Annotated in this window: 16 protein-coding genes; 13 read left to right on the top strand and 3 right to left on the bottom strand. The window is 70.3% G+C overall.

The window, feature by feature from the left end; translation table 11 throughout:
• Positions 1-11 precede the first annotated feature (11 nt).
• Together VM938_12955 and VM938_12960 are read left to right on the top strand one after the other, a co-directional pair.
• Complete coding sequence (locus tag VM938_12955; GenBank protein HVF75947.1) at positions 12-617, top strand: PadR family transcriptional regulator; 606 nt, start codon at positions 12-14, stop codon at positions 615-617.
• On the top strand, positions 614-1,684 hold the full coding sequence (locus VM938_12960; protein HVF75948.1) for an inositol-3-phosphate synthase: 1,071 nt from the start codon (positions 614-616) through the stop codon (positions 1,682-1,684). The genes VM938_12955 and VM938_12960 overlap by 4 nt, the downstream gene beginning before the upstream one ends.
• 43 nt (positions 1,685-1,727) lie before the next feature.
• Here the strand turns inward: VM938_12960 and VM938_12965 are convergent, their stop codons facing one another.
• Positions 1,728-2,366 (bottom strand): endonuclease/exonuclease/phosphatase family protein, encoded by a 639-nt coding sequence (locus VM938_12965; GenBank protein HVF75949.1) that lies wholly within the window; start codon positions 2,364-2,366, stop codon positions 1,728-1,730.
• Between the two features lie 36 nt (positions 2,367-2,402).
• On the opposite strand from VM938_12965, the gene VM938_12970 reads away from it, so the two are divergent.
• Positions 2,403-3,140 carry a class I SAM-dependent methyltransferase gene (locus VM938_12970; GenBank protein HVF75950.1) on the top strand — a complete coding sequence of 246 codons (738 nt, stop codon included), beginning with the start codon at positions 2,403-2,405 and terminating at the stop codon, positions 3,138-3,140.
• Between the two features lie 32 nt (positions 3,141-3,172).
• Complete coding sequence (locus VM938_12975) at positions 3,173-3,517, top strand: hypothetical protein (protein ID HVF75951.1); 345 nt, start codon at positions 3,173-3,175, stop codon at positions 3,515-3,517.
• Here VM938_12975 and VM938_12980 read toward each other — a convergent pair.
• On the bottom strand, positions 3,498-4,451 hold the full coding sequence (locus tag VM938_12980) for a D-cysteine desulfhydrase family protein (GenBank protein ID HVF75952.1): 954 nt from the start codon (positions 4,449-4,451) through the stop codon (positions 3,498-3,500). The genes VM938_12975 and VM938_12980 overlap by 20 nt on opposite strands.
• Positions 4,452-4,477: 26 nt before the next feature.
• On the opposite strand from VM938_12980, the gene VM938_12985 reads away from it, so the two are divergent.
• The 4 genes from VM938_12985 to VM938_13000 all read left to right on the top strand — a co-directional run bounded on the left by VM938_12985 (position 4,478) and on the right by VM938_13000 (position 7,246).
• Entirely contained in the window at positions 4,478-5,155 is a 678-nt protein-coding gene (locus VM938_12985; protein ID HVF75953.1) for a haloacid dehalogenase-like hydrolase, read from the top strand.
• A 72-nt stretch (positions 5,156-5,227) separates the two neighbouring features.
• Positions 5,228-5,827 carry a cysteine dioxygenase family protein gene (locus VM938_12990; protein HVF75954.1) on the top strand — a complete coding sequence of 200 codons (600 nt, stop codon included), beginning with the start codon at positions 5,228-5,230 and terminating at the stop codon, positions 5,825-5,827.
• A 73-nt stretch (positions 5,828-5,900) separates the two neighbouring features.
• Positions 5,901-6,752 carry a helix-turn-helix transcriptional regulator gene (locus tag VM938_12995; protein HVF75955.1) on the top strand — a complete coding sequence of 284 codons (852 nt, stop codon included), beginning with the start codon at positions 5,901-5,903 and terminating at the stop codon, positions 6,750-6,752.
• Positions 6,749-7,246 carry a hypothetical protein gene (locus tag VM938_13000; GenBank protein ID HVF75956.1) on the top strand — a complete coding sequence of 166 codons (498 nt, stop codon included), beginning with the start codon at positions 6,749-6,751 and terminating at the stop codon, positions 7,244-7,246. Before VM938_12995 ends, VM938_13000 begins: the two co-directional genes overlap by 4 nt.
• 26 nt (positions 7,247-7,272) lie before the next feature.
• Here VM938_13000 and VM938_13005 read toward each other — a convergent pair whose 3' ends face one another.
• Positions 7,273-8,667, bottom strand: a complete 1,395-nt coding sequence (locus tag VM938_13005; GenBank protein HVF75957.1) for a CCA tRNA nucleotidyltransferase — start codon at positions 8,665-8,667, stop codon at positions 7,273-7,275.
• A gap of 201 nt (positions 8,668-8,868) precedes the next feature.
• On the opposite strand from VM938_13005, the gene VM938_13010 reads away from it, so the two are divergent.
• The 5 genes from VM938_13010 (at position 8,869) to VM938_13030 (ending at position 12,206) form a co-directional block, all read left to right on the top strand.
• Positions 8,869-9,468: a TasA family protein gene (locus VM938_13010; GenBank protein ID HVF75958.1), complete on the top strand. Its 600-nt coding sequence runs from the start codon at positions 8,869-8,871 to the stop codon at positions 9,466-9,468.
• A 74-nt stretch (positions 9,469-9,542) separates the two neighbouring features.
• Positions 9,543-10,163: a signal peptidase I gene (locus VM938_13015; GenBank protein ID HVF75959.1), complete on the top strand. Its 621-nt coding sequence runs from the start codon at positions 9,543-9,545 to the stop codon at positions 10,161-10,163.
• Positions 10,156-10,587 carry a fibronectin type III domain-containing protein gene (locus tag VM938_13020; protein ID HVF75960.1) on the top strand — a complete coding sequence of 144 codons (432 nt, stop codon included), beginning with the start codon at positions 10,156-10,158 and terminating at the stop codon, positions 10,585-10,587. Before VM938_13015 ends, VM938_13020 begins: the two co-directional genes overlap by 8 nt.
• 96 nt (positions 10,588-10,683) lie before the next feature.
• Positions 10,684-11,238 carry a hypothetical protein gene (locus VM938_13025; GenBank protein HVF75961.1) on the top strand — a complete coding sequence of 185 codons (555 nt, stop codon included), beginning with the start codon at positions 10,684-10,686 and terminating at the stop codon, positions 11,236-11,238.
• 8 nt (positions 11,239-11,246) lie between these two features.
• Positions 11,247-12,206 carry a hypothetical protein gene (locus tag VM938_13030; GenBank protein HVF75962.1) on the top strand — a complete coding sequence of 320 codons (960 nt, stop codon included), beginning with the start codon at positions 11,247-11,249 and terminating at the stop codon, positions 12,204-12,206.
• Positions 12,207-12,209 lie beyond the last annotated feature (3 nt).

Raw genomic sequence — 12,209 nt, forward strand, 5'->3', positions numbered from 1 at the left:
GGGGCACACACTTGCTGGAACTCGCCATCCTGGGCCTGCTGAAGGAACAGGAGCTGCACGGCTACGAACTGAAGAAGCGGCTGACGGAAACGCTCGGCCCGTTCTCCAGCGTGTCGTTCGGCTCCCTGTATCCGTGCTTGGCGCGCCTGGAGTCGGCGGGAGCGGTCAAGGCGGTGGAGGCCAACGGGGAACCGGGGCCTGCCATCCCCATGACGGGAGCCCTCACGGGCGAGCTCGCTGCCTTCCGGGCCAGGTCCCGGGCGGTGCGGGGGACCCGGGGCAAGAAGGTGTACGGCATCACCGACCGGGGTGAGCACCTCTTCGAGGAGCTGCTGCTGGCCGAGTCGCAGTCGGGGGACGACGACCGAGCGTTCAACTTGAAGCTGGCCTTCGCCCGCTACCTGCCCTCGGAGGCCCGCTTGGGGCTCCTGGAGCGGCGGCGGGCCTATCTGGTCGAGCGGTTGGCCCGAGCCCGGGGTGCCGTCCGGGTCCGGCGCGACCGCCTCGATGCGTACACGCAGTCGCTGTTGGATCACGGCACGGAAACGACCGAGCGCGACATCTCGTGGCTCGACGGACTGATCGAACTGGAAAAGCAGGAGGACCGCAACCGATGAGCAAGGTCAAAGTCGCAATCGCAGGCGTGGGCAACTGCGCGAGTTCGCTGGTGCAGGGTGTCGAGTACTACCGCGACGCCGACCCGAGCGAGCGGGTGCCGGGCCTCATGCACGTGGTGCTGGGCGGCTACCACGTGGGAGACGTCGAGTTCGTCGCCGCCTTCGACGTCGACGCCACCAAGGTCGGCATCGACCTGGGCAAGGCCATCTACTCGGGCCTCAACAACACCATCCGCTTCGCCGACGTGAGCGACCTGGGCGTGACCGTGCAGCGGGGGCCGACCTTCGACGGCTTCGGCGAGTTCTACCGGGAGGTGGCCGAGGAATCGCCCGCCGAGCCGGTCGACGTGGCCGCCGCCCTGCGGGAATCGGGCGCCGACGTGCTGGTGTCGTACCTGCCGGTCGGCTCCGAGGAGGCGCAGCGTTACTACGCGCAGGCCTGCCTCGACGCCGGTGTCGGGTTCGTCAACGCCATCCCCGTGTTCATCGCCTCCGACCCCGAGTGGGCGGCCAAGTTCACCGCGGCCGGCGTGCCGATCGTGGGCGACGACATCAAGTCGCAGGTGGGCGCCACCATCGTGCACCGCACCCTGGCCCGGCTGTTCGAGGACCGTGGCACGACGATCGACCACACGTACCAGCTGAACTTCGGCGGGAACATGGACTTCATGAACATGCTGGAGCGCAAGCGGCTGAAGTCGAAGAAGCTCTCCAAGACGCAGTCGGTCACCTCGCAGATCGACGCCGGCATCTCCGACCGCGACGTGCACATCGGCCCGTCCGACCACGTGCCGTGGCTCGAGGACCGCAAGTGGGCGATGATCCGCCTTGAGGGCCGCAACTTCGGTGACGTGCCGCTGACGGTGGAGCTCAAGCTCGAGGTCCACGACTCGCCCAACTCGGCGGGCGTGATCATCGACGCCGTGCGCTGCGCCAAGGTGGCCAAGGACCGCGGCATCGGCGGACCGGTCATGGGTGCGTGCGCCTACTTCATGAAGTCGCCCCCCGTGCAGTACCGCGACGAAGTGGCCCGCCAGATGGTTGACGACTTCGCCGACGGCAAGTAGTTCCCGCCCGTTGAGATCGCAGTAGTTACGAGCCGGCTTGTAACTACTGCGAAATCAACGTGGCGGCGAGGGGGCGGTGGTCGCTGACCGGTTGCCGGGGCAGCACCTCCACCGACTCGATGCGCAGGCCCACGACGGCGATGTGGTCGATGCGGGCTCGGGGCGCGTCGGCGGGAAAGGTCGGCTCAGCGGTGTCGGCCAGGTCGAAGCCTGCCAGCGCGTCGAGCTGGTCGGGGAAGCGGTTGAGGTCGCCCAGCAACACCCACGGCTGCGGCCGCTCCCGCACCAGCTCCACCAGCGCGGTGAGTTGGGCCGCGCTCTCCCCTTGGTGGATCGACAGGTGGGTGGCCGCCACCGTCACGCCGTCGACCGACGCCAGCACCGCACCGCGCCGCTCAGTGCGGCCGACGCGAGGCAGTCGCACCACCTCGACGTCGGCCATCGGTGCCCGCGTCAACAGGGCGTTGCCGTAGCGCCCCACCCCGCCGACGCGGCACGTCTGCGCGAACACCGAGTGCATGCCGGTGGCCCGGGCGACCACTGCCACCTCGTCGACGAAGCGCGATCGGGGCACTCGCACGTCGACCTCCTGGAGCGCCAGCACGTCGGCCTGCAACCCCGCGCAGGCGCGCCCCAAGGCGGCCGCATCGCCGCCCGCACCGTGCTGAATGTTGAAGGTCACGACTCTCATGGGTCCCCGTGGGGCAACATCTTCCCAATGCCGACCGACAATGCTGCCGCCTGGGATCGTCACGCCGCTGCCTACCAGGCGGGCGCCCAACTCCCCACCGACGTGGTGCACTACGGCCCCGACATCGGCACCGAGGTCGACTTCCGCCTCCTCGGTGACGTCAAGGGCAAGCGGGTGCTCGAGCTCGGGTGCGGCGGCGCCCAGTGCTCCATCGCCTTCGCCAAGCAGGGCGCAACGGCCATCGGCATCGACTTCTCGGCCGAGCAACTGGCCTTTGCCAAGCGCCTGTGCGAGCGGGAGGAAGTGCGGGTCGAGCTGCGCCAGGGCGACCTGGCCGACCTCGCCTTCCTGCGGGCCGACTCCATCGACTTGGTGTTCAGCGCCTATTCGTTCGGCTACGTCGAGGACCTCAACCGGGTCTTCCGCCAGGTGCACCGGGTGCTCAAGGTCGGCGCGCCCTTGGTGTTCAGCCTCCCCCACCCGGCCTACGACCTCATCGACGACGACTCCGACCAGCCGCTGCTGGTGCGCCGCTCGTACTTCGACCGCTCCCCCATCGACTACGAGTGGAACGGGATCCCGTTCACCGATTACCACCACACCATCGGTGAGATCTACATGAGCCTGGTGCGGGCCAGCTATCGGGTCGACACCATCCTCGAGCCCGCACCCACCCACACCGGGCCGCGCAGCCAGCAGTGGCGCGAGACGTTCCGCTACGTGCCCCGCACGCTGATCGTCCGGGCCCGCAAGGAAGGCAGCTGACCGCCCGCCTGCTCGCCCTCGGGCTTGTCGCCGTGCTCGCCCTCGGCGCGTGCCAGGACGACGCCACGGACGCGCCGGTGACGGCACCGAGCAGTGACGCGTGCCCCGACATCGGCTTCGAGCCGGGCACCGACCGTGTCGCCTTCAACGTGCGGTCGCAGACAAGCCTCGGCCCCGACCCCGCCACACCTGACTGCGCCAGAGCCGAAGCGGTCGTGCGCCGCGTCGCCGACTCGCACAACTTCGTCACCGGCCCGCGTCAGTTCGACGCGGGCGAGGGGTGGCACTGCACCGTGGCCACCGACGACGAGGCGATGCCGGTCGGGCACTACCAGTGCTACGAGGGCTCCCGTCGCGTCACGTGGGACCGGACCTGACCCACTCGGCGTAGGCGAAGAGGGCGGGCAGCCCGCCGGTGTGGAGGAACACGGTGCGGGTGTGGCGCTCGATGCGCCCGGCGCGGCGGGCGGCAACCAGGCCGGCCATGGCCTTGCCCGTGTAGACGGGGTCGAGCAGCAGCGCTTCGGTGCGGGCGGCGAGGTCGACGGCTTCCCGGCCCTCTGCCGTCGGCACTGCGTACCCCGGCCCCACCTGGGTGAAGTCCACCTGCGGCGTGCCCACGGGCGTGCGCAACCCGGCGTACTCGGCGGCGGCGGCCGCGCCATGGGCCACCGCCTCGGCCGGGTCGGTGCGGGCCCCGACGTCGACGCCGAGCACCTTGGCGTGGTCGCCAAGCCCCGCCACCAGTCCCGCTTGGGTCCCCCCCGAGCCGATGGCGGTGACGACCAGGTCGACGTCGTCGGGCAGTTCGGCCGCGCAGGCCACGTAACCCTGTTCCCCGATGACGGAGGCGCCACCGATGGGCATGGCGTACGGACGCTTGCCGGCGGCCCGCAGGCGTTCGGCGGCGTCGTCGATGGCCGCCTCCAGGGAGACGTAGTCGAGACGGCCCGCCCACTCGATGGTCGGCCGCAGCACCAGGTCGAGTACGACGTTGCCCGTCGGTGTGGCAGGCGGGTCGCTCGACAGGACGATGGTGCAGTCGAGGCCGAGCTTGTTGGCCGCGGCGGCGGTCATGCGCACGTGGTTGCTCTGCCGGCCGCCGCCCGTCACCAAGGTGTCGCAGCCCTGCGCCAGCGCGTCGGCGCACAGGTACTCAAGCTTGCGGGCCTTGTTGCCGCCGCCGCCCAACCCGGTGCAGTCGTCGCGTTTGATCCAGAGGGCGTCGTCGTCCATGTGCAAGGCGGCGGCCAGCCGAGGCGCCGGTTCCAGGGGCGTCGGCAGGTGCGCCAGTTGGATGCGGGCGACCATGGCCACGGACGCTACCGTCGCCCGCCATGGGTCGCCTCGTGCTCTGGGACATCGACGGCACGTTGGTGCGGGCGGGGCAGGTGGCGGCCGACGTGTTCTCGCTGGCCGTCGAGCATGCCGTGGGCCGTCACCCCGGGGCGCACGGCGTGCGCATGGGCGGCAAGACCGACCCGCAGATCGCCCTGGAGATCCTCGCTTCCATGGGCATCGACACAGGCGACGACCACCTGCCCCTCGTGCTCGGCCGGTTGGAGGCGGAGTTGGCGAAGGCCGTCGAGCTCATGCGCGAGGCGGGCACCGTGCTGCCGGGGGTGCGCGACGTGCTGGCCCGCCTGCACGACGAGCCCGGCCTGGTGCAGACGGTGCTGACCGGCAACACCGCGGCCAACGCGGCGACCAAGCTGGCCGCCTTCGACCTCGACCGGTGGCTCGACCTGGAGATCGGCGCCTTCGGCAGCGACAACCCCGATCGGCTGGCCCTGGTGCCGGTGGCGTTGGCGCGGGCGGGCGGGCGGTTCCGGCCCGACGAGGTGTGGGTGGTGGGCGACACCGTGCACGACCTGGCCTGCGCCCGGGCGGGCGGGGGGCGCTGTGCGCTGGTGCGCACGGGTGCCCGTCCCTACGAGCTCGACGGCGTGGATGCCGACGCCGTGCTCGACGACCTGTCCGACGTCGAGTCGGTGGTCAAGCTGCTCACGTCGTAGTTGCGGAGGAACCGTGCCGTTTTTCGGCGCGATTCCTACGCAACTTCGGATGGGGCGAGGCACGATGGCGCGGTGAGGACTGCCGCAATCGATTCATTGGTGGACGCCGTGGACGCCGCGCTGGCCAACGGTGACGGGTCGGATCGGGCGCGGTGCGACGGCATGCGGCCGGCCATGGCGGCGCTGCTGGCGGCGGCCGATCCCATCCCGGCCTGGGCGTACGAGCCCTACGAAGGCGAGGCGGTCGGCAACCTCTTGCACGCCGATCCCGACGGGCGCTTCCACGTGCTCGCCGTGGTGTTCCCCGAGGGGACGTCGAGTGGCGTGCACCACCACGGCTGCTGGGGCGTGATCGGCTACCTCCAGGGTGGCGACGAAGAGACCCGCTACGACGACGAGCGGGCCGAGACGTCACGCCACGTTTGGCACCAGGGCGACATCACCTACCTGCTGCCCGACGAAGGCGAAGGCTGGCACCGGGTGCGCAACCCCGGCCCTGGCACCGGCGTGAGCGTGCACGTCCTGTGCCGCCTGCCCGCCGACCACCCCCACGCCTTCTACGACCGCTCGACCGGCAAGGTCGTGCCCTTCCCGTTCGTCGAGGTAGCACCAAACCGCTGGCGGGCCATGCTTTCCCAAGGGAAACGGCTGTTTGGGTCTTCGCGCACTTGAATCCCATCAATGGCATTTGTGCACAATGTATTGACCGGTGTGGTCAATACATTGCACGAAGGGCGCAGAACCGATGGAGGACGCCGAACAAGCCGCTGCGGTGATGCCGACGGCCTTTCAGAATGTGCTTCGCACCCGGCGCGCCGAGCGCAGCCTCCGCGGCCTCGCCAAGGCGGCCGGCGTGGCACCCGGCACCCTCCTGCATCTCGAATCCCACGGTGGCGATCCTCGGCTTACGACCTTCATCGCTCTCGCCACTGCGCTCGGCGTGCCGCCGCCGGACCTCCTCGCCGAGCTGCTCTCGACCTCGTCGCCCGACATGCCCGTGGAGGCCTCGCCCAATTGGCGCGATGAGGCAACGTGGCGCGCCGTCGCCGAAAGCCTGTTGCGGGAACTCGACCGCCGCAAGGACGACGACGCCTTGTCCTTCCTCGACCACGCCGTGCTGGCGGACGTGACGCGCCTGTGCGTTAAGCGGATGAGCCCGGCGACGACAGTGCTTTTGGAGACGGCGGGCGACGATGCGCTGAAGCTGATGCTCTACGACAACGACACGGTCGTGGAGATAACCCCGGCCGTGCTCCCGAGCTCGCCGTCGACAGCGGATCTCGATGCACTGCAGACGGCGCTGCGATCGGTGGACTGGGGAGCGCCGCCGGGGCGGGCGTTCGTCACGTTCATCACGTGGGCGCCGATTGCATCGGTCCGCTTGGCCGAGCATCAACTCGGCGAACTGATCGCCGCAAAGCCGGGCGATCCTCTCGGGCCGCCTTCGGTCGCGGCGTCGGGAGACGAGCCGCCGGCCTACTGCGCGGTACACCTCCAGCGCGGCGATCTGCGCGTGCTCGTGGCCTCCGTGGGGCTCGACCTGACAGCACCGCTCGGTCAAGTCCACCATCTCGTCCCGCCGTCCCACAGCCCATGAGCCGACTGCGCGCGGCTGCCTGGGGGGCGACCAAAATGGTGGTCGGAGAGACGCTCGCAGATGTGCTCGGGCGAGCAGCCGTAGCGGTGCTGGTGATGGCACTCATCGCCGTCGGGGTCCACGATCCCAACGATGCGCACTTCGCGTACGACACCGGGCAGCCGGTGCAGGAGCCCGACATCCTCTACACCCAGCCCGGGCCCCACCACGTGTGGATCCTCCCAGTCGTAGCCACGAACATTGGCGAACGTACCGCCACGCCGGCGCCCAGGGTTCTCTTGCGAGCGCGCGACGGCACCGAGTTCCCGGCCGACGAGGTCGTATGGCCCAGCGTGTTTCCCGGTCGCAGTACCGCTGTCGTGGCGGTCCCCGTGCGCGTCCCCGTCCAAGTGCGACCTCACGTAGCGGTGTTGATCAACGAGGACGGCAAGAGTCAGACCATGCCTGTCACCTCGGGCCTTGTCGCGGAGCGTCGACCGACGCACCTGAAGTGACGAACCAAGTCTCAGGCAGCACCGCCTCAGTCGGTGGCCCGCGAGCGTGACGCCCACCACTGGTCCAAGCGGCGGTAGGCCTCTTCTTCGCCCAGCGGGCCTTCTTCCAGGCGGAGCTCCAGCAGCATGGCTAGCGCTTCGCCCACCACGCGGCCCGGGCGCACGCCGAGGTGCTCCATGACCTGGCGGCCGTCGAGGTCGGGGCGCAACGAGTCGAGCGACTCCTGCTCCCGCAGCCGCTCGATGCGCTCCTCCAACTGGTCCATGCGCGTCGCCAGCTCGGCCGCCTTGCGCTTGTTGCGGGTGGTGCAGTCGCAGCGGGTGAGCTCGTTCAGCCGGTCGAGCAACGGCCCGGCATCACGGGCGTAACGGCGCACGGCGGCGTCGGTCCAGCCGCCGTCGCCTTCCCGGTAGCCGTGGAAGCGCAGGTGCAGTTCGACCAGGCGCGACACCGCCTCGACGTCGTCGGTCGAGTACCGCAGCGCCTTCATCCGGTCGCGCGTCATGCGCGCACCCACCACCTCGTGGTGGTGGAACGACACGCCCGCGGGCCCGATCGAGCGGGTCTTGGGCTTGCCCACGTCGTGGAACAGCGCCGCCAGCCGCAGCCACCGGTCCGATGTGGTGTTCTCCACCACGGCGATGGTGTGGGCCAGCACGTCCTTGTGCCGATGAATCGGGTCCTGCTCCAACCGCATGGCCGCCAACTCGGGCAGGAACTCGTCGGCCAGCCCCGTCTCCACCAGGAACCACAGCCCCGGCCCCGGGCGCGGCACGACGATCAGCTTGTCGAACTCGTCGCGCACCCGCTCGGCCGACACGATCTCCAACCGGGCATGCATGGCCTCGACGGCGGCCACCAACGCAGGCTCCGGCGTCAGCCCGTACCCGGCCAGGAAGCGGGCGGCGCGCAGCATGCGCAGCGGGTCGTCGGCGAAGGACTCCTCGGGCGACAACGGCGTGCGCAGCCGGGCCGCAGCCAGGTCGGCAATCCCCCCGAACGGGTCGATGAGCTCGAAGTCGGGCAGCCGCAACGCCATGGCGTTGACCGTGAAGTCGCGCCGGCTGAGGTCGGCGTCGACAACGTCGGAGAACGCCACCTCGGGCTTGCGCGAGTCGGGCGTGTAGGCCTCGGCCCGGTGCGTGGTGATCTCGCACCGGCGCCCCTGCCACACGCACCCGATGGTCCCGAACCGCTTGCCCTGCAGCCACACCGCCTCGGCCTCGCCTGCGATCAACGCCTCGATCTCGTCGGGCAGGGCGTCGGTGGTGAAGTCGAGGTCGTCCTCCTCGCGCACCCGGTCGAGCAGGGCGTCGCGCACCACGCCGCCCACCAGGTACAGCGCCTTTCCCGCCCGCGCGAACCGCTCGGCCAGGTCGGCCGTCTGGTCGCGAAGAGGAAGGAAGCGCTGGGGGATCACGGCAACCGAGGCTACCGGTAGGCCGCGAACCGCCCAGCGGGCCGGCCTGATCGGGCTATTGACGTCAATGACTTGTCACCCACCCGGAGCACCGGCAGTAGCCCGGTCGGGCGGTTTCGTAAACCACGCTCCACTCACGGAGGGTGACGGGCCGAAGCTTTCCTTCGTACTGCAAGGGCGAACAAGGGAGAGGCATCACACATGAAGACGACCCGCAAGATCCTGCTTTCCATCGGTGCAGTCGGGGCCGCAGCGAGCATCGCCGGGCTGGGGACCTTTGCGACCTTCACCGACACCGACAGCGCCAGCGCCACCATCACAGCGGGAACCGTCACGATCGACCTGGCCGACGTCGGGGCCAACAACCGCCTCAACGTGGGGGCCAGCGGCATGGTGCCGGGCGACTCCCTGCAGCGCCGGGTCGTGCTCAGCAACGACGGCAACCAGAACCTGGCCTCCGTCACCCTGAGCACCACGGCTGCGGCCAGCACCCTGCTGACCAGCGACACCACCGACGGCTTGCAGATGAAGATCGAGAAGTGCTCGGTGGCCTGGGTGGAATCCCTCACCACGCCGTACACCTACACGTGCGCCGGCACCGTCTCCACAGTGCTCGCTCGGCGGGCCATCCTCGGCAGCACGATCGCCCTCTCGGGCATGGCGTCGCTGACCGCAGGCTCCAGTGACGACATGGTGGTCACCGTCGACCTGCCCAGCACGGCGGGCAACAACTTCCAGGGCCTCGAGTCGGTCATCACCTACACCTTCAACGCCACCCAGCGGGCGGGCGGCAGCAAGTAACCACTGACTGAAGGAACGGCCGGGCCGCACCCCCCCGTGCGGCCCGGCCGGACCTCGTTCGGGGAGGAACATCGATGCGTCGACTCGCCACACTCGCCCTCACTGCAGGCCGGCTCCTCGGGCCGGTCTTCGTCGCGTGCTCGGCCCTCGTCTTCTGCGCCCTCGCCCTGGGGCCGCGCACCGGCGCCTACCGCACCTACACCGTGCTCACCGCCAGCATGCGCCCCGACATGCCGGAGGGCACGATCGTGGTGTCGACGCCGGTCGCCATTCCTCAGGTCAAGGTCGGCGACGTCATCACCTATCGCATCCCCGTCGAGGACCGGCGCGTCGTCACCCATCGGGTCGTCGAGGTGGTCAAGCCCGGCACCGTGGTGACCAAGGGCGACGCCAACAACGCCCCCGACGCGTGGGTGGCCGAGCTCCAAGGCCAAAAGGTGTGGAAGGTGCGAGCCGCCATTCCCGGCGTGGGCTACGCCTTCGAGAAGCTGCGCGCGCCCCTGGCCCGCCAGCTCGTGCTCTTCGCCGTCCCCCTCCTCCTCGCCGTGTTGTGGCTCAAGGACATCTGGCGGGACGACGACGAACTTCCGGTGACGACACTGCGGCCGCACCCGCAACCCCTCGACGCCCGCGGGGCACTGGCCGTCGTCGCCCTCCTGTCCGTCGGCGCCCTGGCATCGCGGCAGCGTGCGTGACCGAGCGGCATCCGTCCTCGCCGTGCTCACGGCGTTGCTGCTGACCGCCTCGGTGGCGTCGGCGTCGTTCCTCGACGGCGCGTCCGTGTCGGCCACGGTGTCGACCGACACCCTGCAGCCCCCCACCAACCTGGCGGCGGGCCACGGGCCGTGCACCGCAGCCGTGATGGCGTCGATCACCCTGACGTGGACGGCGACGGCGTCGACGTGGGCCGACGGCTACGAGGTGCGGGCCTCGCTGCTCTCGGGCGGCCCCTACACCGCCATCGGCACCGTCGGCGGACGAAGCACCACGACGTTCACCGCCACCGGCCTGTCGTTCGCCACCACCTACCACTACGTGGTGCAGGCAACCAAGGGGAACTGGCGCAGCGCGCCGACGGCGCAGGTGTCGCGCACCACGCTCAGCCCCCTGTGTAACTAGTTCGAACGGGGACGGTGAAACCGTCACATCGGGCCATGGAGTCAACCACTGCGCGTGCCGAAACTTCTCTCAGCACCCAGTCGGAAGGAAACCCCCGTGACCGTTCGCAAGCCGTTCATCCTCCTCACCGCCGCAGCCGCAACCCTCTCGCTGGCACCCGCGGCCCTTGCTGCGGACGACTCCACCACCGTCTCGGTGACCCTTCAAGCAGGCAGCCTGACGATCGCCGCCCCTGACGCCGCCTCGCTGGGCACCATCTCCGTCGCTCCCGGCTCGGTGGCCACAGCCGCCATGGGTGAGACCACGGTGACCGACGCCCGTGGGACCCTTCTCGGATGGTCGGTGACCGCCCTGACGACGACGGCGTCGATGTCGACGGCCGGCGCCACGCCCAAGACGATCCCCCTGACCGCCGCAGCCCCGCTCGGCTTGGTGACGGGCACCGTCACCGCCGGCACGGGCAGCCTGCTCAGCGGCGTGAGCGCAGGCGCAGGCGGCTTCCTCAACAACACCACGCCGGTCCCCGTGGCCGTGTCGTTGCTGGGCGCCGGTGGTGGTACCTACACCTACAACCCGACGCTGACCTTCACCGTCCCGCCCAACACCGAGGCCGGCACCTACAGCGTCGTCGTCACGCAAACGGTCAGCTGAGGCCCGGCGTGCGGCGCAACCTGTGGGGCGCCCTGGCGGTGGCGCTCGCACTGGTTGCGCCGCCACCGGCGTCGGCCGCCGAGAACGCCGAGTTCTCGTTGCGGCCCGACCGTCCTGCCACCGCCGAAGCCCGTGACCGGTCCTACGTGGTCCGCACCGTGGAGCCGGGCGCCGAGTTCAGCGACCGCCTGCTGGCCGTGAACCTCACCGACAAGCCCATCGAGCTCGACGTTGCCCCCGTCGACGCCACCATCACCGGCGACGGGCAGTTCGCCCCGGGGACAGCCACCCAGGCCGACGGCCGATGGCTGACCGTCACCCCCGCTCGGGTGCGGGTCCCCGCCCGGGGCACCACGCCCGTGAGCGTGCGGGTGAAGGTGCCCGCCGATGCCGCCGAAGGCGACCACATCGCCGCCGTGGTGGCGCAGAAGGCGGGGCCGCCGACAGGGTCGGGCAACGTGCAGCTCGTGCAGCGTGTGGGGGTCCGGGTGTACCTCACCGTGCAGTCCGCGGCGGGCGAGAGCGGCCGCACAGGCGGGTTGGCTCGGACGTTCGAGTTCAAGGACCTGCGCTGGGCGGGCGACGCCTTCGAAGTCGACGTGCAGAACACCGGCGACCTGCTGGTCGAGCCCCTCGGCACACTCACGATCAGCCGCGGCGGGCTCGACGGGTCGACGGACCTCCCGGTACTGGGAACGGTGCCGCCCCGCGAGCAGCGCACGTTCAAGGTGCCACCGCCGAAGCCGCTGGAGCCAGGCACCTACGACGCCCGCATGAAGCTGCGCTTGGTGCAGGGCGGGGCCGACCAGGAGCGCTCGCTCACCTTCACCTTCGACGGGGCGCTCAAGGCAGCCGACGACGCCGACGACGACAAGAAGCGCGACGGCTTGCCGTGGTGGCTGATCCTGCTGTCGATGGTCGCCTTGGCCGCCGTGGCCGTCGAAGCCCGCCGCCGCATGGCTGCCTAGTGA

It is taken from the genome of Acidimicrobiales bacterium, from assembly GCA_035536915.1.
Classification (GTDB): Bacteria; Actinomycetota; Acidimicrobiia; order Acidimicrobiales; family JAHWLA01; genus JAHWLA01.

Excerpts from the sequence above, each read along its gene's own strand:
- VM938_12960 (HVF75948.1), top strand. The coding sequence starts at position 614 with ATGAGCAAGGTCAAAGTCGCAATCGCAGGCGTGGGCAACTGCGCGAGT.
- VM938_12970 (HVF75950.1), top strand. The coding sequence starts at position 2,403 with ATGCCGACCGACAATGCTGCCGCCTGGGATCGTCACGCCGCTGCCTAC.
- VM938_12980 (HVF75952.1), bottom strand. The coding sequence starts at position 4,451 with ATGGTCGCCCGCATCCAACTGGCGCACCTGCCGACGCCCCTGGAACCG.
- VM938_12985 (HVF75953.1), top strand. The coding sequence starts at position 4,478 with ATGGGTCGCCTCGTGCTCTGGGACATCGACGGCACGTTGGTGCGGGCG.
- VM938_12995 (HVF75955.1), top strand. The coding sequence starts at position 5,901 with ATGGAGGACGCCGAACAAGCCGCTGCGGTGATGCCGACGGCCTTTCAG.
- VM938_13000 (HVF75956.1), top strand. The coding sequence starts at position 6,749 with ATGAGCCGACTGCGCGCGGCTGCCTGGGGGGCGACCAAAATGGTGGTC.
- VM938_13010 (HVF75958.1), top strand. The coding sequence starts at position 8,869 with ATGAAGACGACCCGCAAGATCCTGCTTTCCATCGGTGCAGTCGGGGCC.
- VM938_13015 (HVF75959.1), top strand. The coding sequence starts at position 9,543 with ATGCGTCGACTCGCCACACTCGCCCTCACTGCAGGCCGGCTCCTCGGG.